We start from the raw sequence: 18,540 nt of genomic DNA on the forward strand, positions 1-18,540 counted from the left end.
ATCGACGACGAGCTCTACGCGATCACTTCCACGGGTGGGGTCATCCGGACCTCGGCCCGGGAGGTGCGCAAGGCCGGCCGGCAGACGAAGGGGGTCCGTCTGATGAACCTGGGCGAGAACTCGACGCTGCTGTCGGTCGCACGCAATGCCGAGGAGACCGCCGAGGACCCGGGTCTGATCGGCTGAGTCACCGCTGCGGCGACCGGCCCCGCCGGGCCGGTCGCCGCAGCCGGGTCCCGCCACCGTCCGTCCCAGCGTCGACGACCGAGGAGAGCGCGAGCTCGTGAGCAGTAACGACAGCACCCAGCCGGCGGACGAGGGACGGACCGTCGCCACCGACACCGACCGTGCCGACCAGGCGTCCGCGGGTGTTCAGGGCTCGGCCACAGGCAACGGGGACACGGCCGGTGCCGGGACGCACGGTGCCGGGACGCAGGGCGCCGGAACGAACGGCACGGACACCAACGGCCGCGTGACGCCGTCGCCCGCGCCGCGTCCGGTCGACGCGGAGCCCGGCACGGACGTGCCCTCGCCCCGCGCCGAGGACCCTGCGGATCCGGGACAGGTCGACCCGGGAGCTGCCGAGCCGGTGCAGCCCGCCGCCACGGCGTGGGACACGCCGGCGTCGGAGCCGGTGGAGTCCGCATCGGCGCAGACCCAGATGATCAACCCGGCCGAGCCGTCGCCCGGGCCGGTGGCCGGCCCGCCCCCGTGGCGCCGGGTGCCGGGCGACCACCCGGCCGACCCCGAGCCGGAGGAACCCGAGCGCCCCTCGGTGGCGGACTCGCTGCTCAGCGAGGCGCCGACGACGTTCCTGACCGCGCCGTCCGCGGCGGGCGCCGGTGCGGCGGCCGGTGTTGCCGGTACGGCCACCGCGACCCGCGAGCGGGACGGCGCCGACACCGCGGCCGCCGAGGGGTCGTCGCCACGCTCGTCGCGGCACCGCCCGCCCCGGCAGGCACTGCTGCAGCTCAAGCGCCTGGACCCCTGGTCGGTACTCAAGATGGCCCTGGCGCTGGCCGTGGTGCTGTTCCTGGTGTGGATGGTCGCCGCGGGAGTGCTCTACGGCGTGCTCGGCGGCATGGGCGTCTGGGACCGGCTCAACGGGACCTACGCCGACCTGGTCACCGGGCAGACCCAGAACAGCGGGTCGCTGATCAGTGCCGGCCGGGTGTTCCTGCTGGCGGGCGTCGTGGGCGCGATCAACAGCCTGCTCGTCGCGGTGGCGCTGACGATCGTCGCGTTCGTCTACAACGTCGCGGCCGACCTCGTCGGCGGCATCGAGGTCACGCTGTCCGAGCGGGACTGACGGTTCGCCCCACCCCCGGCCCCGGCCCGCTCGGGCCGGTGTCGGAGGTCGGGAACCGGTGTTGTAACGTTGCTTTTGCTGCACGGGCCTATAGCTCAGTTGGTTAGAGCGCATCGCTGATAACGATGAGGTCGGTGGTTCAAATCCACCTAGGCCCACACCTTCCCGTTCGGGACCTGCAGAGGATGATCATGATGAAGAAGCTCGTCGCACTCGTTGCCGCCGCCGGTGCCGCCTTCCTGGTCTACTCGAAGCTCCGCGGCGTCGGATCCGACGACCTGTGGCACGAGGCCACCACCCGCTGACCCTCGCGTCGTCCGCAGGTCCGGTACCGTCTCGGGCGAACCACCCGGGGACGTAGCTCAATTGGCAGAGCACTGCCTTTGCAAGGCAGGGGTTAGGGGTTCGATTCCCCTCGTCTCCACCACCACTCGACCAGCAGCGATGCGGTAGTTCTCGGTACCTGATCAGGACGCCGGCGCGCATTCGTGGCCCCTGTTGCTCGACTCGGCGTCGCTGCCCGGAGTACGGTCACCGCCACGCCTGCTGGTGTAGCCCTGGACCCTGGTTGCCCGACTCCTATTCGCGATTGCGGAACCAGGGAAGGCCCCTGCCATGGGTCAACTTCGCGTCGAGCATGCCCGGTCCGTCGGGACCAGTTTCATCGGGTCGTTCGACGACGGCCCGGACCACGCCGTGATCGTGCTCCGCGGCGCCATCGACGCGACAGCCGTGGAGCGCCTCGGGCTGCACATCGACGGGCTTCTCGGGGCGGGCACCCGGTTTCTGACCATCGATGCCTCAGCCGTGCACGACTATGCCCCGCAGCTGGTCCCACTGTTGGGGAGTACACAGCGCCGGCTCGGAGCACGAGCCGGGATCGTCGCCGTACGGGGGTTACCGCCCGACCTGCCGTCAGCAGCCGCCGTAACCGCTCCCACGTCGGAATCGGCCTCAGCTGACACGGCGACCGCTTCCGTGGTTGCGAGCCCGGTCGAGCACGCGCCGTCAGCGCTGGCGCGATGACCGAGCTACACGCCGATCCGAACTCTGCTCCGCCCCGCGGACCGGCGTCGACGATTCGAAGGCCGCGACGAGTGACCTTCATCGACCGGATCGATGGAACGCACACAACCGGTTGTGTACTGATCATCGACGTACACCGGATGTTCAGCACCGCGCTGCAGAACGCGTTGTGCGACGAGGGCCTGGACGCTCATGTGGTGCCGGTCTCCGACCACGACACGATGCTCGGCGCCGCCGGCCGATACGACGCCGGCGTGGTGCTGCTCGACCTGGCTCCGGCACGGGATGCCGGTGGTCGCCGCATCCGGTCAGCCGCGCTGGTCGCCACGCTGAGCAGCCAGGGGAAGTCGGTGTTGGTGGTCGTCGGACGCCGCGACGATGACGCCGCGGCGGCCGCGATCGCGGCCGGTGCGGTGGGGGTCGTGTCGAAATCGGTCTCGCTGCAGACCCTGTTGCGCATACTTCTCCGGGCCTCGGCCGGGTTGCCGGTCATGACCGACACCGATCGCGACCTGTGGCTGGCGCGGCACCGACACCGCGAGGAGTCGCGGCGGGACAGGACCGAGCGCCTGCGCCGTCTGAGTCCCCGCGAACGGCAGGTTCTCGACCTGCTCGCCACCGGACAGCGCGCCGCGATGATCGCCGAGCAGTGCGGACTCGCGACCGCGACGGTCCGCAGCCAGGTGAGTTCCGTGTTGGCCAAGCTCGAGGTCAGCTCGCAGCTCGAGGCTGTCGCGTTGCTGTTCGAGGCCCGTGCGGGCCTGGACTCCGAGTGGGATCGGTAAGTCCCGGCCTTTCCGAGAACCAGGATCCCCACCGTTGTCGACGCACGGTCAGGCGTGCTGTCCGGTCGGTCTCCCGGAGTCCGGCACCCCGGCGTAGTCGGGCAGCTCGGCGCCGTTGATCGCGCGCTCGACCAGAGCCATGAGCGCCTCCATGTCGGGCTCCGGAGCAGGCTCGTCGCCCGGGTCGGGAGCACTGAGGCTCTGCACGTGCATCCGGCCGATCTCCTGGTTGGCCTCGACGAATGACCGCATCCGCCTCTCGTAGCCCGCGAACCCGGCCTCCGGTTCCCAGCCGGCCGCGGCCAGCTCCCCGGCCAGCAGGTACGCGCCGACCAGCGCCAGCCCGGTGCCCCCTCCGGACATCGGCGAGGAGCTGAACGCCGCGTCGCCGAACAGCCCCACGCGACCGTCCGACCAGCGGTCCATCACCACCTGCGCGACCTGGTCGAGGTAGAAGTCCGGGGTGTCGTCGACGTGCGCGAGGATGCGCGGGGCCCACCAGCCCAGGTCGGCCGTCCGCTCGCGCAGCAGGCGCTTCTGGGCCTCGACGTCGCGGTGGTCGACGTCGAAGTCGGCCGAGGGGAAGGAGAACATGGCCATCGCCCTGGTGGCGTCCCGGATGGGCCGCAGGAGCGCGGAGCGGCCGGACCCCCGGTGCTGGTACTCGATCAGCCGGCGGTCCAGCCCGAACTCGTTGGGCACGCTGTAGAAGGCCAGGACGAGTCCGAGGTGGCGGACGAACCTCTCGTGCGGCCCGAAGACCATCGCCCGCAGGCCCGAGTGCAGCCCGTCCGCCCCGATGACCAGGTCGAAGCGCCGCCGGTCGCCGCCCGCGAAGACGACGTCGACACCGTCCGCGTCCTGGGTGAGCTCGGCGATCCGGTCTCCGAAGACGTACTCGACGCGAGCGCAGGTGTCGTCGTGGAGCACCCGGGACAGGTCCCCGCGCAGGATCTCGATGTCCGCGATGTAGCCGTCGCCGCCGTCGTCGTCCGCGCTGTAGGTCTCCAGCACGTTCCCGTCGACGTCCACGGTGTCCGCGCCGGCGGTGTCGGTGCAGGCCGCGCGCACCGCCGCGTCCAGCCCCATCCGTCGGATGGCCTCCTTCGCCACCCCGCGCGCGTCCACCGCCTGCCCACCGGGACGCAGCCCGGGGGCCCGCTCCACCACGGTCACCTCGGCGCCCCGCCTGCACAGCCAGTGGGCCAGCGCGGGCCCCGCGATGCTCGCCCCGGCCACCAACACCCTGGTGCCGCTCATCGCGCGTCCTGCTCACCCGTTGCGCGGAGGAAGTCGAGCACGGTCGCGGCGAACAGCGGAGATTCCGTGATGTCGTAGTGCGTGCGGCCGGGCAGGATCGCCAGGGCGTGCCCACCGCTCGGCCGGCCGCTGCCGTCCCAGCCGCCGTCGCGCAGCCCGCCGTCGAGCAGGGCGAACACGTCGGAGAAGTGGCGGACCGGCGCCATGTCGGCGTCTGCGGCGACGATCAGGGTCGGCATCCGGAGCCCGCGGATCTGCTCGGTGTAGTCGAACTCGTTCGCCATCCAGGCGCCGAGCTTGTCCAGCAGGCCGGGGAAGTCCTCGGGGCGCGGAGCCACCTGCTGGTAGTGCTCGTAGGGCGGTGTCCCGATCATGAACTCCGCGGCGGCACCGTTCACCTGGGCTTGCTGGGCCGCGATCGCGGGGTCGAGTGCGTCCGACCGGATGTAGACGGAGGTGAGCACGAGCCGGCCGATCGAGTCCGGGTGCTTCGCCGCGACCTGCAGCGCCACCCCGCCACCGAGGGAGTAACCGACCAGGTCCGGCCGGTCGAGGTCCAGGTGACCGATCAGCGCGGCGACGTCGTCGGCCATCGACTCCAGCGTGATCGGCCGGTCGACATCGGCGGTGCGTCCGTGTCCCTGCAGGTCGACGGTGATCACCTGCCGGGTCTGGGTCAGCGCGGGCAGGACGGGCGCGAACATCTCGCCGGACATCAGTCCGCCGTGGAGCAGGATCAGCGGCCGTCCGGACCCGTGGGTCTCGACATAGAGGCTGACGCCGTTGACGTCGACGTACCGGCCGGCGGGGGCGGTGGTGGTGGTGCTCATGGCGGCTGCTCCTGGTCTGGGTCGCGGGGTGTCAGCGGTACAGACGCCGCGGGGACCCGGAACTCATCTGTGCGGACTCGTCAGGCGGGCCCCGGGCTCAGCGTGTCCGGTAGTGCGCGTAGATCAGCCCGCTGTCGAAGGCACGCTGCTCGACCAGCTTGAGATCGAGGCGCACACCGTCCGGGAAGAACCTCGTGCCGCCGCCGACCACGCTCGTGGTGGTGAACAGGTGGTACTCGTCCACCAAGCCCGCCGCGATCGCCTGGGCCGCGAGGTTCGGGCCGTCGACGGTGAGGTCGTGATCGGCATCGGCCTCGGCCCTGCGCACCGCGTCCGGGTCGAAGGTCAGCTCGATCCCGGTCCTCGCGCTGGACACCGACTCCAGCGTCGTGGAGTACGCGATCTTGTCCGCGCCGTCCGGCCCCTTCTCCGCGAGCCACTGGACGTGTCGTTTCACCTCGGGCAGCAGCGCCGACGGGATCGAGACAGTCCGTCGACCAGCCAGGGTTCTCGGGTCCTTGACGAGTAGCTCCCCGTGGTCCAGCTCGGCCTGCGATCGGTGTACGTGGATCTCTCCGGCTTCGATCACTACACCTCCGGCCCGTTCGCGGCCGTCGGCCCGGCTACGCGGCCCAACCCCTCGGAGGTCACGGGCGATCAAGCAGAGGCGACTCGTGCACGCAGCTGTACCGCAGTCGAAGCCCCACGCCCGGGCGGTTCCCAGCGCCACTCCTGTTCCACCGCGAAACCGGCCTCACGGCAGTCGTCGGGCAGTCCCGGCTTCAGCCACTTCTCGTGCGCCGAGACCAGCAGTTCGCCACCGGGGCGTAGCACCTGCCGGATGCTTGTCAGACCCGCGACGCGATCCGGCCAGATCATCACGTTGTTCACCGAGACCGCTACATCGACCGTGCCGTGCCCGACCCCATGCGAGGTTGCCGTCCCGGTCCGGAGGGTCAGCGTCGCGCCCTGCTCACACAAGCCTCGGCAACGTCGAAGCGTGGCGGCCAGCATCACGGGAGATGGATCGACCGCGACAACGGAAGCGCCACGGGCGAGGAGGGCGTGAACGCCGATCCCTGGACCCGGCCCGAGCACCAGCACATCCTTCGAGCGGACCTCGGGCACAAGATCGGCGATGTGGCGCTCGGTGGCGGCGTTCCCGCTCGCCATCAACAGGCCCCCCAGGCGACCGGTCCAGCCAGCAGGGATCTGGAAGCCGTTCGACACCATCCGATCGCCGAGTCCCATGCCACGAGTCAATCAGCGGGTCCCGTGGTGGGTCCATTCCGCGATCGCGTAGCCGGCAGGGCGTACGCATCCGGCGGCCGGGCTCCGCCCGACCCGATGGCGCCGGGTGCTCGACCGCGCGATGACATCGGCCTGGACGACATCGGATGACCCCGCCTCGCACCCACTGGGGACTGCCGGACCGGCTCAGTGATCGAGTCGAGCCACCAGCACGACGCCCGGGCCGGCCTGGCCGTCGGCCGGCAGGCGGAGCTCGGCCACCGGCCGCAGTCCGGCCTCGGTGATCATCGTGACGAGCTCCTCCGGTTGCCACCGGTGGGTCGTCCAGCTGACGGGAACGCCGCCGTAGCCCTCGGTGCGGGCGAGGTCGCCGTCGCCCACGTGCGTCGCGATGATCAACTGTCCCCCGGGCGCCAGGGCCCGGGTGAACGAGGCCAGGACCTGCGGCAGGACGTCGCGGGGCAGGTTGAACAGCGACCACCAGCCCAGCACCCCCGCCAGCGAGGACTCGGCCGGCTCGATCTCGGTCGCCGACGCGACGTCGAAGCGGCAGTGCGGGTGGAGCCGGCGCGCGTGCTCGATCATGCGGGGTGACAGGTCGACGCCGGACGCGTCGACACCGCGCTCGACCAGGTAGGAGGTCACGGTGCCCGGGCCGCATCCGACGTCGAGCACCGGGCCGCGTCCGGCGACCGCGTCGGCGAAGACGTCCATCGCGGCCTTGAGCCACGGGTGGGTGCGGACGTCTCCGACGCCCGTCGTGGTCACCATCTCCACGTAGTTGTCCGCGACGCGGTCGTACGAGTCGCGGACGACGTCCAGGTCAGCGGGACGGCGTACCGACGGAGAGGACATGGGGCGACCCTAGGAGCGTCGCCGTAGACACCGGCGAGCGACACGCTCGGGCCGTCGTCGCACTCCGCCTCGCGCAGCCACCCGGAGGTGGGCAGGGTAAGGGGGATGCAGGTGGACTGGCACGGCGAGCTGCTCGCACAGATGGAGTTCTACTGGGACATGTCGCTGCGGCCGCGACTCGAGGGCCTCACCGACGAGGAGTACCTCTGGGAGCCCGCCCCCGGGTGCTGGTCGGTCCGCCCGCAGCCCGACGGCACCGCCACCGTCGACTGGGCCCACCCCGCACCCGATCCGCCGCCGTTGACGACGATCGCCTGGCGGATCTGCCACGTCGCGGGCCTGTGCTTCGACCTGCGGACCAGCAGCCACTTCGGCGCGGGGGACTGGTCGCCCGAGCGCATCGACTGGCCGAGGACCGCCGCCGACGGTGTCGCCTACCTCGACCGGACCTACACCGCGTGGCGGGACGCCGTCCGCGAGGCCGGGCCGGCCCGGCTCATGGAGCGGACCGGGGACGCCGAGGGCCCCTACGCCGAGTACCCGTTCGCCACGCTCGTTCTCCACCTCAACCGCGAGCTGATGCACCACGGCGGCGAGATCGGGCTGATGCGGGACCTCTACCGGGTGCGCACCACCTGACGGCGCGGGGAGCGGCTCAGTAGATGGCGCCCGGCTCCTCGGTGATCTCGGGCAGGATCACCCCGTCCTCCATGACGTTCGCCCCCGGAATCTCGTGGAGGAAGATCGCCAGGCTCTCCTTGGCGTCCCCGGTGATCGCACACCAGGCGTCCGCGAGGCCGTGGATGAGCTCGGCCCGGACCGTCGCCGAGCGACCCTCCCGGATGAGCCCGACCATCCGTGACCCGTCGACGGGCTCGCCGGCCACGAAGATGCTCCCCTTCGGGACCTCGACGAACGAGCAGTGCACGTAGGTGCCGGGCGCTCCGGTGACCTCGCTGTGGACCTTGGTCATCGCCGCTGCGATCTCGGGCTTGTGCTGCAGCGTCGCGGCGCCGGTGGGGACGGTGAACTGGTAGTAGGGCACGGTGACCTCCACGGTGGTCGGACTCGATTCGAGTCCGACCGTATCCGGGCCCGGACCGACCGGCGGGCTGGGCAGCAACGTGCTCAACGACCGGCTGCGGCTGCTCGTGGACCACGGCGTGCTCGAGCGGGTCCGGTACCAGGACAACCCGCCCCGTCACGAGTACCGGCTCACGGCCAAGGGGGCGGATCTCTACCCGGTGCTCCTCGCCGTGATGGCGTGGGGGGACCACTGCGCCGAGCCCGTCGGGTGGCGCGACATGACCGCGGAGTTCGAGCCGGACGCCTGGTAGCGGCCCGTCGTCTCAGAGCCCGAGCTGCAGGCGGGGGCAACCCCGTTCGGCGCGGGAGACGCAGATCATCATCAGGTTCTGCTCGTCCTTCTCCTCGTCGGTCAGGAGCGAGTCGCGGTGCTCGGCGCGCCCGGCCAGCAGGGGCGTCTCGCAGCTGCCGCAGGTCCCCTCCCGGCAGGACCAGTCGGCGGCGATGCCGGCCTGTTCGGCGACGGTCAGGATGCTCACGCCGGCGGGCACGGTGGCCGTGATGCCGCTGGTGCGGAACTCGACCTCGAACGAGCCGTCGGGCCCGGCGGGCTCGAGGGTCCGCGGGGTGAAGCGTTCGACCCGCAGCGAGCCCGCCGGCCACCCGGACGTCCGGTCGGCGACGGCGTCGAGCAGCGGCTCCGGCCCGCAGGCGTAGACGAGCGTGTCCGGGCGGGGCGTGCCGAGCCGGCCCGCGAGGTCGAGCAGTCCGACCTCGTCCTGCGGGGCGATCGTGACCCGGTCGCCGTAGCGGGCGAGCTCGTCGACGAACGCCATCGAGCTCCGGGTACGCCCGCCGTAGAGCAGGCTCCACTCCGCGCCGTCCCGCTCGGCCCGGGCGATCATGGGCAGGAGCGGGGTGATCCCGATGCCGCCGGCGACGAAGACGTAGCCGGGCGCGCCCTCGAGCTCGAAGTGGTTGCGGGGTTCGCCGACCTCGACGATGTCGCCGTCGTGCAGCTTGTCGACGATGTACTTCGAGCCGCCGCGGCTCTCCGGCTCGCGCAGGACCCCGATCCGCCAGGCGCGGTCGTCGCAGGGGTCGGAGCACAGCGAGTACTGGCGGGTGAGGCCGTTGTCGAGGACCACGTCGACGTGCGCGCCGGGGGTCCAGGAGGGCAGGGGTCCGCCGTCGGTGCGCCCGAGGGTCAGGCCGACGACGCCGTCTGCGGCGTCGCGCCGCTGGTGAATGATCATCTGCATGGGGACCGCCCTTCAGCGCATCTGGCCGGCGCCGACGTAGGGATGGGGGCTGGTGAGCAGGACGCCCTCGGCGAAGCGGGAGAGGCGGAAGTCCGGGGCCGCGATGTCGGGGTCGGAGCTCCGGCCGTCGACGACGAGGTCGGCGACCAGCTGCCCGACGGCCGGGGAGATCTTGTACCCGTGCCCGGAGAAGCCCGCGGCGACGACGAGCCCGCCGACCGGTGTCGTGGAGATGACCGGGTTGAAGTCGGGGGTGACGTCGTAGCAGCCGGCGTAGGTCGAGGAGACCGCCGGGTTCGCCAGCCCCGGCAGGCGGGTCCCCACCTTGTCCACGGCGAGGTCGACGAACGACGAGCTGGCCTGGTTGGAGTAGTGGTCGGGGTCGGCGGGTTCGAGCACGGACAGGTCGGAGTTGCCGAACAGCAGCTCCCCGGAACCCTCGGACCGGATGTACTGCAGCGAGACCAGGTCGGAGAACACCGGCACCGGGCCGAGGTCCTGGCCGGGGTCGACGAGCACGATCTGCTCGCGGTGCACGGTGATCGGCAGGTCGATGCCGAGCCCGGCGAGCAGGGGCACCGACCACGGGCCGGCGGCGAGCACGACGTGTCCGGCCGCGATCCGGGTGCCGTCGGCGAGCTCCACGCCGGTGACGCGGTCGCCGTCGGTGGTGACGGCGGTGACGGTGCTTCCCTGGCGCAGCCGCACGCCGGCGCGGCGCGCGGCGGCGGCGAAGGCCTGCGCCGTCCGGTAGGCGTCGCCGTAGCCGCCGCGGGGTTCCCAGGCGAACGCGCCGAACGGCTCGAGGTCGGCGGCCGGCCAGAGCTTCGCGACCTCGGTGTGGTCGATGTCCTCGGTCTGCACACCGACGGCGCGCTGGTCGGCCAGGGAGGCGTGCAGGGCGTCGACGTTCTCGTCGCCGACGCCGACGACGTAGCCGGTCTGGTGGAAGCCGATCTCGGTGCCGAGCACGTCCGGGGCGTTCTCGAGGACCTCGAGGCTGCGGGCGGCCATCGCGGCCAGGGACGACACCCCGTAGTGGCTGCGGACGACGCCGGAGGACTTCCCGGTGCCACCGGACCCGACGGTGTCGCGCTCGACGACGACGACGTCGGTGACGCCGCGCCGGGTCAGGGCCCACGCGGCCGAGCAGCCCTCCAGGCCACCGCCGATGATCACGACCTCGGCGGTGTCGGTGGTGGAGGAGGGGGTCATGGGGTCACTCCTTCGGGAGCGTCGGGTGCCGCGGCGGCCGCGGACAGGGCGTCCATCCGGGACGTGGTCCGGTCGAGACCGGTACCGGGCGGGCCCCAGACCAGGACGAACTCGGCGGTGTCGGGCCCGTCGTTGCGGACCCCGTGCCGCACCCCGGCGGGCGCGAGCAGGGCGTCGCCGGGACGCAGCTCGACGGTGTCGCCGTCGAGGGTGATCGTGGCCCGGCCGCTGATCAGCAGGTAGATCTCGTCGAGCGGACCGGTCCCCTGTCCCGTGGTCTCCGGGTGGGTGTGGTCCCCCTCGGTGGCGCCCGGCGGGAAGCTCCACCGCTGCACCGCGACCGGCAGCCGGTTCCCGGTGCGGAAGTACCACTGCGCTCGGATCGGCGCGGTGCCCCCGTGCAGCAGATACGGGAAGGACGCGTGCCCGTGACGTTCGACGTGGGCCGCGTCCATCACCGGTCGCCTCCGCCGGCCGGCCGCGCCCCGACGCGGGCGACGACGGTCTTGAGCGCGACGTAGCTCTCGAGGGCGACCAGCCCCCGTTCCCGGCCGGTGCCGCTGAGCTTGGTCCCGCCGAACGGGACGGCGGTGCCGCCGCCGAAGTACTCGTTGATCATCACGTAGCCGGCGTCGACCCGGCCCGCCACCCGCAGCGCCCGGTCGATGTCGCGGGTGTGGATGCCGACGCCGAGGCCGTAGTCGGTGGCGTCGGCGAGCGCGACGGCCTCGTCCTCGTCGTCGAACCCGAGCACGGTCAGGACGGGGCCGAAGATCTCCTCGCGCGCGATCCGCATGTCCGGCGTGACGTCGACGAACGTGGTGGGCGCGAGGAAGTGTCCGCGGTCGGGCAGGGCACCGCGCGGGCCGTCGGCGACGCGCGCGCCCTCCCGGCGGCCGATCTCGACGTAGCCGGCCACGCGGGCGTGGTGCTCGGCCGAGACCAGCGGGCCGAGGTCCGGGTCGTCGATCCCGGGGCCGATGCTCAGCGCCGCGGTCCGGGCCACGATCCAGTCGACGAGCTCGCCCTGCACCGCGCGGTCGACGAGCAGCCGCGAGCCCGCGTCGCAGTACTGGCCGCTGTTCGCGGTGAAGCCGGTGACGACCTGGGCGGCGACGTCGTCGAGGTCGGCGTCGGCGAACACGATCTGCGGGGACTTGCCGCCGAGCTCGGTGACCACCGGGGTGATGTGCTCGGCCGCCGCACGCAGCACGGCCCGTCCGGTGACCACCGAGCCGGTGAAGGTCAGCGACCCGATCCCGGGGTGGGCGGCGAGGGCGTGCCCGGCCTCGCGGCCGAGGCCGGTCACGACGTTGCAGGTCCCCGGCGGGTAGCCGGCCGCCTCGACCAGCTCGGCGAAGCGCAGCGCGGTGAGCGGCGTCTGCTCGGCGGGTTTGACCACCGCGGTGTTGCCGGTGGCCAGCGCCGGCGCGACGCTGCGGCAGAGCATCGACAGCGGCGCGTTCCACGGGACGATGTGGGCGGTGACCCCGACCGGCCCGCGCACCGTGTAGGCCAGCGAGCCGGGCCCGACCGGGATCGTCTCGCCGTGCACCTTGTCGGCCGCGCCGGCGTAGTAGTCGAGGTAGGCGACGCACCCGGCGATCTCGGAGCGGGCCAGCGACAGCGGCTTGCCGGTGTCGAGGGTCTCCAGCCGGGCGAGCTCCTCGCGGGCGGCGTCCAGCTCCGCGGCGAGCGCGCGCAGTGCCCGTCCACGCTCGGCCGGCGTGACCGACCGGGCGTGGCGGGCGGCGTCGCGGGCCGCGGCGACGGCGAGGTCGACGTCGGTGCCGTCGCCGCGGGCGACGACCCCGATCGTCGTCGCCGTGGAGGGGTCCTCGACGGGCATGCTCCGGCCGCTGCGGGCCGGGACCCGGGCACCGCCGATGTGCAGAAGAGGGTGCTCCGGCACGGTGACGGTGGTGGTCGCGGGGGCGGTGACGGGGGCGGTGCCGTTCGTGGTGGTCATGGCGTCACGGGTCCGGGAACATGCGGGTCATGGTGTCCTCGTCGCCGGCGGGGACGCGGTCGACGCCGAGCATCTTGTCGATCACCATGTTCTGGAAGCGGTGCAGCGGCTCCTCGAACCGGAAGCACATCCGCCCGCCCCGGTAGGCCGGGTTCTCGATGCCCTCCTGGACCCGCTCGACGATCTCGAGATCCTGGCGGTTGACCAGGTCCCAGAACTTGTCGAGCTGCTCGACGCCCTGCTCGGCGGCGGGGTCCTCGAGGGACTCGGGGTGGGCGAGCAGGACGGCGGTCTCGACCGTGCGGTTCGGGGCGACCGGGCGGTTGAGCAGCACGAAGGCGTGGTTGGGCAGCACGACCAGGGCGGTGCTGGGGAACAGCCAGGTGAACCGTCCGCTGTCGGCGTCCTGCTCGCCGAGCGAGCTCAGCGGCGACAGGCCGTCCCAGCCGCCGGCCTCGGTGTTGCGCGAGACCGGGGTGGTGCACATGCCGGTGTACATCCCGGGCCCCTGCCAGCGGTAGTGGTCGGAGAACTTGGAGACCTGGTTGAGCTCGGGGTGGACCCAGGGCAGGTGGTAGTACTCCATGAAGTTCTCGCCGACGAGCTTGTAGTTCGCGGCGACGTCGTAGGTGCGGCGGCGCTGCGGGACCCACTGGTCGAGCCGGTAGTCGGCGAAGCGCGCCGGCAGGTCGCCGAGCTGGGTCGCCAGCGGGGCGGGGTCGGGGGCGAGGTTGACGAACAGGAAGAAGCCCCAGGTGTCGACCGCGACGTCGAGCAGGCCGTAGTCGGCGCGGTCGAAGTCCTTGGCCACCGAGGTATCGAAGATCGCCTCCTGGCCGGCGGGCACGTCGGAGCCCTCGAACAGCGGCGTACCCAGGCACGTTCCGTCGGTGTCGTAGGTCCAGTTGTGGTACGGGCAGCGGATGCGCCCGCGGTGCCCGACGTCGCGGGCTGTCGAGTCGAGCAGCTTCGTGGCGCGGTGCCGGCAGACGTTGTGGAACGCCCGGAGCGCGCCGTGCCGGTTGCGGGTGACGATGACCGACCGGCCGGCGACCTCGACGACCACGCAGGCGCCGGGCCGGTCCACGTCGCCCGCCATCCCGACCGCGACCCAGCCGCTGGCGAACACCTTCTCCCGCTCGAGGGCGAAGAACTCCGGGGAGCTGTAGGCGTCCGGGATCAACGTCGACGCCAGCTCCACCGGCAGGCGGGTCCGGCGGTAGGTCTCCTCCTCGGTGAAGCTCGCCGGATGCATCGGGCGTTGCGGCAGGGCTGCGTAGGGGTCGCCGGTTCGCACCGTCGAGAGGTCGGATGTCATCGCGGGGTTCTCCCTTCGAGGGGGTGACACGGGCGTCCGCGCGGGTGCGCGCGGCCGGTGCGGGCGTGCTCAGACGTGGAAGCTGCGCGGGAACGACGGGTCGGTCAGGGCCGGGCGGGTCACCGAGAAGGCGTCGATCGGGTGCGACGGCGCGCGGTCCTGCGCGAGGTCGGCCAGCAGCCGTCCGATCAGCGCGGCGAACTTGTAGGCGTGCCCCGCGCCGTTGGCGACCACGATCTGCGGGTGCTCGGGCAGGGTGTCGAGCACGAAGTTCTGGTCCGGCGGCACGGTGTAGAGGCAGGTCTTCGAGTACAGCTCGGGCCCGCCGAAGCGCGGGATGTGCTCCTCGACGAACTCGGCGTAGCGCTCGCGGCGCACCGGGTCGGGGTCGAACGTGCGGTCCTGCGCGGTGGTCTCGTTCCCGCCCATGTGCTGGCCGAGCTTCGTGGCGACCTCGCCGTAGACCGGGAAGCCGTAGAAGTTGTGCCGGCCGTGCCACATGAACACCGGGAACCGCGACGGCGCGAACTCGGCCAGGTGCGGGGTGGCGTAGTAGGTGACCTGCTCGCGCAGCACGGTCAGCGGCAGCGTCGTCCCGGTCTCGGCGAGCACCTGGTTGGTCCAGGCGTCACTGGCCACGACGACCCGGTCGGCATGCAGGACACCCTGGTCGGTCACCACCGCGACCCCGTCCCCGTCGGGCCGCACCGCGCGGGCCGGGGTCTGCGCCATGACCTCGGCGCCGTGCGCGCGGGCCAGCGCGATGTGCACCGCGTTCGCCCGCGCCGCGTCGACGATGCCGGACTCCTCCTGGTAGAGGGCCTGCTCGCTGCCGCCGACCCGGAACTGCGGCCACCGGGCGGTGAGCTCGTCGGCGTCGAGCAGCTCGTAGGCGACCCCGAAGCGGTCGAACATCTCGGTGTAGCCCTCGATGTTGCGGGTGCCGGTCGCCGCGCCCGCGCGCGCCACCCGGTCCTCGATGACCAGCCCGCCGGTCCGGGTGACGATCTGCTGGCCGGACTCGGACTCGACCTCGTCCCAGGCCTTGTAGGCCGGCGCGGCCAGCGCGGCGTACTCCGCCTGGTGCTGGGCGAGCCGGATGATCCGGGAGTGGTCCTGGGATGCGCCGCGGTGGTGCCCGAGCTCGAACTGCTCGATCCCCAGTACGCCGGGACCGAGGTCGGCGGCGAGCCGGTGCAGGGCGGCCGAACCCAGCCCGCCGAGGCCGACGACGATCGCGCGGTAACTGGTCATCATCTTCACTCCTGTTCGAGTCGGACGAGCGCCTCGGACCGGGGTCGCGGCGGCGGTACGCGGTGCTGCGAGGAAGTGTCAGCGCCGGAAACCGTTCGCGTCCATCGAAGAATCGAACCAGGGATCTTGTACAATCCATACATGATCGACCGGCGCCTGCGCGTGCTCGCGGCGATCGCGCGGCACGGGACCGTGACCGTCGCCGCGGAGGTCTGCCGGATGACCCCGTCCGCGGCCTCGCACCAGATCCAGGCGCTGGCCCGCGAGCTCGACGTGCCGCTGCTCGAAGCGGTCGGGCGCGGGGTACGGCTGACCCCGGCCGCGCGCACGCTGCTCGCCCACGGCGAGATCCTCACCGCCCAGTGGGAGCACGCCAGGGCCGACCTGGCCGCCCTGCGCGCCGGTGACGTGGGCGGGACCCTGCGCTTCTGCGGCTTCTCCACCGCGGCCGCAGCGGTGGTGCCCGCGGCCCTGGAGCATCTGCGGCGTGAGCACCCGGCGCTGCGCCTGCACCTGCGCGAGACCGAGCCGGCCCGCTCGTTCGACCTGCTCGCCGCCGAGGACACCGACATCGCCGTCGTCGTCGCCACCCCGAGCATCCCGCCGGCCACCGACGTCGCCTTCGAGCAGCTCGCCCTCTACGACGAACCGCTCGACGTCCTGGTGGGCCCCGACCACCCGCTGGCCGGGCGCGACGGGGTCGGCCTCGCCGAGTTCGCCACCGACCCCTGGGTCGGCAGCAACCCCGGACGCGCCTACCACCAGCTCGTCATGCTGGCCTGCACCAGCGCCGGCTTCGCGCCCGACGTCGCGCACTACGCCGACGAGTGGGACACCGGCGCCGCGCTGGTCGCCCGCGGGTTCGGCGTCGCCCTCGTGCCCCGGCTGGCCGAGCTGCCGTCCCGGCACGACACGCGGCGGATCCCGATCACGACCGCGCCGGTGCCGATCCGCCGCGTGATCGCCGCCGTGCGCGCCGGTTCGGGGGAGCAGCCCATGATCGCCGCCGGCCTCGACGCCCTCCGGTACGTCACGACCGCGCTCGCACCCGCCCTCGCCGGCCCGGGGCCGCTGTAGCGCCGTGCGCGCCCCCGACGCCGGGGTGGCCGGTCGTGCTCGAATGGACGGCGTGACCGCACCGCTCCGCACGGGCTCGCTCGGACTCGTCGTCCACCCCTCCACCGCCGTCGCCGGGTCCGTCGAACGGACGCTGCGCTGGGCGGACGGGCACGGCCTCACGATCCTGGCGCGCACCGCCGACCGCGCCCGGATCGGTGACGGCGCCGAGTACGTCGACGACGCGGAGTTCGCGGCGCGGGCCGACGGGGTGCTCAGCCTCGGTGGCGACGGGACCATGCTCGGCGCGCTGCGCCTGGTGGCCGCGCGTCCGGTGCCGGTGCTCGGGGTGAACCACGGCCACCTCGGGTTCCTCACCGAGATCGAGCCGTCGGACCTGGAGCCCACGCTGGCCCGACTCGTCGAGGGCGACTTCTCCGTCGAGTCCCGGGGCGCGCTGCGGCTCGGGAGCACCGTGGACGGCACGTCGCTGACCGCGTTCAACGATCTGGTGCTGCGCGCTGCGACCCGGGGCGGCACGACGGCGGTGGACCTCGACGTCGCCGGGGAGCACTTCGGGCACTACCGCGCCGACGCCCTGGTCGTGTCCTCGCCGAGCGGCTCGACCGCCTACAACTACGCCGCGGGCGGGCCGGTGGTGTCGCCGTCGCTGCACGCCGTCGTCGTCACGCCGGTGGCGCCGATGTCCGGGATCAGCCGCCCGGTCGTGCTCGGACCGGAGGAGACGATCGTGCTGACGCTGCCCCGCGACGCCCACCCGGCGGTGCTGGAGGCGGACGGCGCCGAGCCGCGCGACGTCGCCGCCGGGGCCGCGGTACGGATCGACTACGTCCCCGACGCCGCCCGGATCGTGCGCCTGGACCCGGCCCGGCACGCCCGCCGCAGCCGGGTCAAGCTCAGCCTGCTGGACCTGCCGCTGCGCCCCGACCAGCTCCTCGAGCTGATCCCGGCCGAGCTGCGCACCGCCCGCGGCATCGGTGGCGGCGCACCGGGTCAGTAGACGTCGCGCAGGTAGCGCCGGTCCGCGCTCAGGCGCTTGACGTAGGCGCGGGCGCCGTCGTCGTCGAGGTGGCCCCGCCCGCGGACGACGTCGTGCAGGGCCCGGTCGACGTCGGTGGCCATTCGTTCCGCGTCGCCGCAGACGTAGAGGTGCGCGCCGTCCTGCAGCCAGGTCCAGAGGTCGTGGGCGTAGCGGCGCATCAGGTCCTGCACGTAGATCTTCTGCCGCTGGTCGCGGGAGAACGCGGTGTCGAGACGGTCGAGCAGGCCGTCGTCGCGCATGTCCTCCAGCTCGTCGCGGTAGTAGAAGTCGCTCGCGGCGTGGCGCTCGCCGAAGAACAGCCAGTTCGGTCCGGTGTGGCCGAGCTCGCGGCGCTCCTGCAGGAACGCGCGGAACGGGGCGATGCCGGTCCCCGGGCCGATCATGATCATCGGTGTGTCCGGTCCGGACGGCGGCCGGAAGTGCGTCGAGCGCTGCACGAACACCGGGATGTCGACGTCGTGGCCGCGGTCGGCCAGGAACGTCGAGCAGACGCCGGTGCGCTGCTTTCCGCGGTGCTCGTAGCGGACCGTGGACACGGTCAGGTGCACCTCGTCCGGGGTCGCCTTCGGACTCGACGAGATCGAGTACAGCCGCGGGGCCAGCGGTCTGAGCACGCCGAGCCACTCGTCGAGGTCGGCCCGGATGCCGAACTCGGCGAGCAGGTCCATCGACTGCCGTCCCCACAGCCAGCGCGCCAGGTTGGTCGTGTTGCCCGGGCGCAGCAGCGTGTCCAGCTCGTGGCTCCCGGCGCGGTCCTTCACGAAACACAGCAGCTCGGGGGTGATCCGCAGGATCTCCAGGCGCTCCCGCGCGGCCGCGCGCAGCGACACCTCGCCCGGCCCGTCCAGGGTGACGGTGGCCTCCGGGTCCAGCCCGGTCGCGCCCAGCCACTCGTCGACCGCGCCCTCGCCGTTCCTCGGCCAGACACCGAGCGCGTCACCGGCCTGGTACCCGAACGCGGGGTCGTCGACGGCGAAGGCGAACTGGCGGACGTCCTTGGCGGAGCTCTGGTGGTTGAGCGGCCGGTTGGTCACCATCCGGGTGGGCAGCGGGTTGTTCCG

At 72.6% G+C, this 18,540-nt stretch carries 21 protein-coding genes and 2 tRNA genes; 10 read left to right on the top strand and 13 right to left on the bottom strand.

The window, feature by feature from the left end:
* From I4I78_RS16035 to I4I78_RS16060, 6 genes are all read left to right on the top strand, one after another.
* Positions 1 to 186, top strand: a 186-nt coding sequence (locus I4I78_RS16035; RefSeq protein WP_218612132.1) for a DNA gyrase C-terminal beta-propeller domain-containing protein, incomplete at its 5' end; no start/stop codon positions are given.
* A 97-nt stretch (positions 187 to 283) separates the two neighbouring features.
* Positions 284 to 1,309: a DUF3566 domain-containing protein gene (locus I4I78_RS33855; protein ID WP_308252149.1), complete on the top strand. Its 1,026-nt coding sequence runs from the start codon at positions 284 to 286 to the stop codon at positions 1,307 to 1,309.
* An 84-nt stretch (positions 1,310 to 1,393) separates the two neighbouring features.
* A tRNA-Ile gene (locus I4I78_RS16045) sits at positions 1,394 to 1,467 on the top strand.
* 36 nt (positions 1,468 to 1,503) lie between these two features.
* Positions 1,504 to 1,614, top strand: coding sequence for a DLW-39 family protein (locus I4I78_RS16050; protein WP_218612133.1), 111 nt, complete (start codon positions 1,504 to 1,506; stop codon positions 1,612 to 1,614).
* Between the two features lie 46 nt (positions 1,615 to 1,660).
* A tRNA-Ala gene (locus I4I78_RS16055) sits at positions 1,661 to 1,736 on the top strand.
* A gap of 595 nt (positions 1,737 to 2,331) precedes the next feature.
* A complete protein-coding gene (locus I4I78_RS16060; protein ID WP_374225877.1) occupies positions 2,332 to 3,120 on the top strand; it encodes a LuxR C-terminal-related transcriptional regulator in 789 nt (262 codons plus the stop codon).
* 48 nt (positions 3,121 to 3,168) lie between these two features.
* Here I4I78_RS16060 and I4I78_RS16065 read toward each other — a convergent pair whose 3' ends face one another.
* The 5 genes from I4I78_RS16065 to I4I78_RS16085 all read right to left on the bottom strand — a co-directional run bounded on the left by I4I78_RS16065 (position 3,169) and on the right by I4I78_RS16085 (position 7,316).
* Positions 3,169 to 4,380, bottom strand: coding sequence for an FAD-dependent monooxygenase (locus I4I78_RS16065; RefSeq protein WP_218612135.1), 1,212 nt, complete (start codon positions 4,378 to 4,380; stop codon positions 3,169 to 3,171).
* On the bottom strand, positions 4,377 to 5,210 hold the full coding sequence (locus tag I4I78_RS16070; protein WP_218612136.1) for an alpha/beta fold hydrolase: 834 nt from the start codon (positions 5,208 to 5,210) through the stop codon (positions 4,377 to 4,379). Before I4I78_RS16070 ends, I4I78_RS16065 begins: the two co-directional genes overlap by 4 nt.
* A 97-nt stretch (positions 5,211 to 5,307) precedes the next feature.
* The gene (locus I4I78_RS16075) at positions 5,308 to 5,799 is read right to left on the bottom strand and encodes a dihydrofolate reductase family protein (protein ID WP_308252150.1); all 492 of its coding nucleotides are present in this window, start codon (positions 5,797 to 5,799) and stop codon (positions 5,308 to 5,310) included.
* 68 nt (positions 5,800 to 5,867) lie between these two features.
* Complete coding sequence (locus tag I4I78_RS16080) at positions 5,868 to 6,461, bottom strand: class I SAM-dependent methyltransferase (RefSeq protein ID WP_218612137.1); 594 nt, start codon at positions 6,459 to 6,461, stop codon at positions 5,868 to 5,870.
* 186 nt (positions 6,462 to 6,647) lie between these two features.
* On the bottom strand, positions 6,648 to 7,316 hold the full coding sequence (locus I4I78_RS16085) for a class I SAM-dependent methyltransferase (protein WP_218612138.1): 669 nt from the start codon (positions 7,314 to 7,316) through the stop codon (positions 6,648 to 6,650).
* A 105-nt stretch (positions 7,317 to 7,421) separates the two neighbouring features.
* Between I4I78_RS16085 and I4I78_RS16090 the strand changes: the two genes are divergently transcribed.
* Positions 7,422 to 7,955, top strand: coding sequence for a DinB family protein (locus I4I78_RS16090; RefSeq protein ID WP_226379812.1), 534 nt, complete (start codon positions 7,422 to 7,424; stop codon positions 7,953 to 7,955).
* Positions 7,956 to 7,971: 16 nt separating this feature from the next.
* On the opposite strand, the gene I4I78_RS16095 is transcribed toward I4I78_RS16090, so the two are convergent.
* A complete protein-coding gene (locus I4I78_RS16095; RefSeq protein WP_218612139.1) occupies positions 7,972 to 8,361 on the bottom strand; it encodes a tautomerase family protein in 390 nt (129 codons plus the stop codon).
* A 1-nt stretch (position 8,362) separates the two neighbouring features.
* On the opposite strand from I4I78_RS16095, the gene I4I78_RS16100 reads away from it, so the two are divergent.
* Complete coding sequence (locus I4I78_RS16100; protein ID WP_218612140.1) at positions 8,363 to 8,653, top strand: helix-turn-helix domain-containing protein; 291 nt, start codon at positions 8,363 to 8,365, stop codon at positions 8,651 to 8,653.
* Between the two features lie 12 nt (positions 8,654 to 8,665).
* On the opposite strand, the gene I4I78_RS16105 is transcribed toward I4I78_RS16100, so the two are convergent.
* The 6 genes from I4I78_RS16105 to solA all read right to left on the bottom strand — a co-directional run bounded on the left by I4I78_RS16105 (position 8,666) and on the right by solA (position 15,360).
* Positions 8,666 to 9,604, bottom strand: coding sequence for a PDR/VanB family oxidoreductase (locus I4I78_RS16105; protein ID WP_218612141.1), 939 nt, complete (start codon positions 9,602 to 9,604; stop codon positions 8,666 to 8,668).
* Between the two features lie 12 nt (positions 9,605 to 9,616).
* Positions 9,617 to 10,819, bottom strand: a complete 1,203-nt coding sequence (locus tag I4I78_RS16110; protein ID WP_218612142.1) for an FAD-binding oxidoreductase — start codon at positions 10,817 to 10,819, stop codon at positions 9,617 to 9,619.
* Complete coding sequence (locus tag I4I78_RS16115) at positions 10,816 to 11,274, bottom strand: cupin domain-containing protein (protein WP_218612143.1); 459 nt, start codon at positions 11,272 to 11,274, stop codon at positions 10,816 to 10,818. Before I4I78_RS16115 ends, I4I78_RS16110 begins: the two co-directional genes overlap by 4 nt.
* Positions 11,274 to 12,788 carry an aldehyde dehydrogenase family protein gene (locus I4I78_RS16120; RefSeq protein WP_218612144.1) on the bottom strand — a complete coding sequence of 505 codons (1,515 nt, stop codon included), beginning with the start codon at positions 12,786 to 12,788 and terminating at the stop codon, positions 11,274 to 11,276. The genes I4I78_RS16115 and I4I78_RS16120 overlap by 1 nt, the downstream gene beginning before the upstream one ends.
* Before the next feature lie 4 nt (positions 12,789 to 12,792).
* On the bottom strand, positions 12,793 to 14,106 hold the full coding sequence (locus I4I78_RS16125) for an aromatic ring-hydroxylating dioxygenase subunit alpha (RefSeq protein ID WP_218612145.1): 1,314 nt from the start codon (positions 14,104 to 14,106) through the stop codon (positions 12,793 to 12,795).
* Between the two features lie 69 nt (positions 14,107 to 14,175).
* Positions 14,176 to 15,360, bottom strand: coding sequence for an N-methyl-L-tryptophan oxidase (gene solA, locus I4I78_RS16130; protein WP_218612146.1), 1,185 nt, complete (start codon positions 15,358 to 15,360; stop codon positions 14,176 to 14,178).
* A 141-nt stretch (positions 15,361 to 15,501) separates the two neighbouring features.
* Here solA and I4I78_RS16135 point away from each other — a divergent pair, with 141 nt between their 5' ends.
* Together I4I78_RS16135 and I4I78_RS16140 are read left to right on the top strand one after the other, a co-directional pair.
* A complete protein-coding gene (locus I4I78_RS16135; RefSeq protein ID WP_218612147.1) occupies positions 15,502 to 16,437 on the top strand; it encodes a LysR family transcriptional regulator in 936 nt (311 codons plus the stop codon).
* 52 nt (positions 16,438 to 16,489) lie between these two features.
* Positions 16,490 to 17,437, top strand: a complete 948-nt coding sequence (locus I4I78_RS16140; protein ID WP_218612148.1) for an NAD(+)/NADH kinase — start codon at positions 16,490 to 16,492, stop codon at positions 17,435 to 17,437.
* Here the strand turns inward: I4I78_RS16140 and I4I78_RS16145 are convergent.
* On the bottom strand, positions 17,431 to 18,540 hold a 1,110-nt coding region (locus I4I78_RS16145), incomplete at its 5' end, for a sulfite reductase flavoprotein subunit alpha (RefSeq protein ID WP_374225878.1). The two genes, I4I78_RS16140 and I4I78_RS16145, sit on opposite strands and share 7 nt — an antisense overlap.

The sequence above is a fragment of the Pseudonocardia sp. KRD291 genome (assembly GCF_019263595.1).
In the GTDB taxonomy this organism is placed as follows: Bacteria; Actinomycetota; Actinomycetes; order Mycobacteriales; family Pseudonocardiaceae; genus Pseudonocardia.

Bases quoted from the DNA above. Each gene is read 5' to 3' on its own strand.
- I4I78_RS16060 (WP_374225877.1), top strand. From the start codon at position 2,332: ATGACCGAGCTACACGCCGATCCGAACTCTGCTCCGCCCCGCGGACCG.
- I4I78_RS16065 (WP_218612135.1), bottom strand. From the start codon at position 4,380: ATGAGCGGCACCAGGGTGTTGGTGGCCGGGGCGAGCATCGCGGGGCCC.
- I4I78_RS16135 (WP_218612147.1), top strand. From the start codon at position 15,502: ATGATCGACCGGCGCCTGCGCGTGCTCGCGGCGATCGCGCGGCACGGG.
- I4I78_RS16050 (WP_218612133.1), top strand. From the start codon at position 1,504: ATGAAGAAGCTCGTCGCACTCGTTGCCGCCGCCGGTGCCGCCTTCCTG.
- I4I78_RS16105 (WP_218612141.1), bottom strand. From the start codon at position 9,604: ATGCAGATGATCATTCACCAGCGGCGCGACGCCGCAGACGGCGTCGTC.
- I4I78_RS16110 (WP_218612142.1), bottom strand. From the start codon at position 10,819: ATGACCCCCTCCTCCACCACCGACACCGCCGAGGTCGTGATCATCGGC.
- solA (WP_218612146.1), bottom strand. From the start codon at position 15,360: ATGACCAGTTACCGCGCGATCGTCGTCGGCCTCGGCGGGCTGGGTTCG.
- I4I78_RS16120 (WP_218612144.1), bottom strand. From the start codon at position 12,788: ATGACCACCACGAACGGCACCGCCCCCGTCACCGCCCCCGCGACCACC.
- I4I78_RS16080 (WP_218612137.1), bottom strand. From the start codon at position 6,461: ATGGGACTCGGCGATCGGATGGTGTCGAACGGCTTCCAGATCCCTGCT.
- I4I78_RS16115 (WP_218612143.1), bottom strand. From the start codon at position 11,274: ATGGACGCGGCCCACGTCGAACGTCACGGGCACGCGTCCTTCCCGTAT.
- I4I78_RS16125 (WP_218612145.1), bottom strand. From the start codon at position 14,106: ATGACATCCGACCTCTCGACGGTGCGAACCGGCGACCCCTACGCAGCC.
- I4I78_RS16090 (WP_226379812.1), top strand. From the start codon at position 7,422: ATGCAGGTGGACTGGCACGGCGAGCTGCTCGCACAGATGGAGTTCTAC.
- I4I78_RS16085 (WP_218612138.1), bottom strand. From the start codon at position 7,316: ATGTCCTCTCCGTCGGTACGCCGTCCCGCTGACCTGGACGTCGTCCGC.
- I4I78_RS16070 (WP_218612136.1), bottom strand. From the start codon at position 5,210: ATGAGCACCACCACCACCGCCCCCGCCGGCCGGTACGTCGACGTCAAC.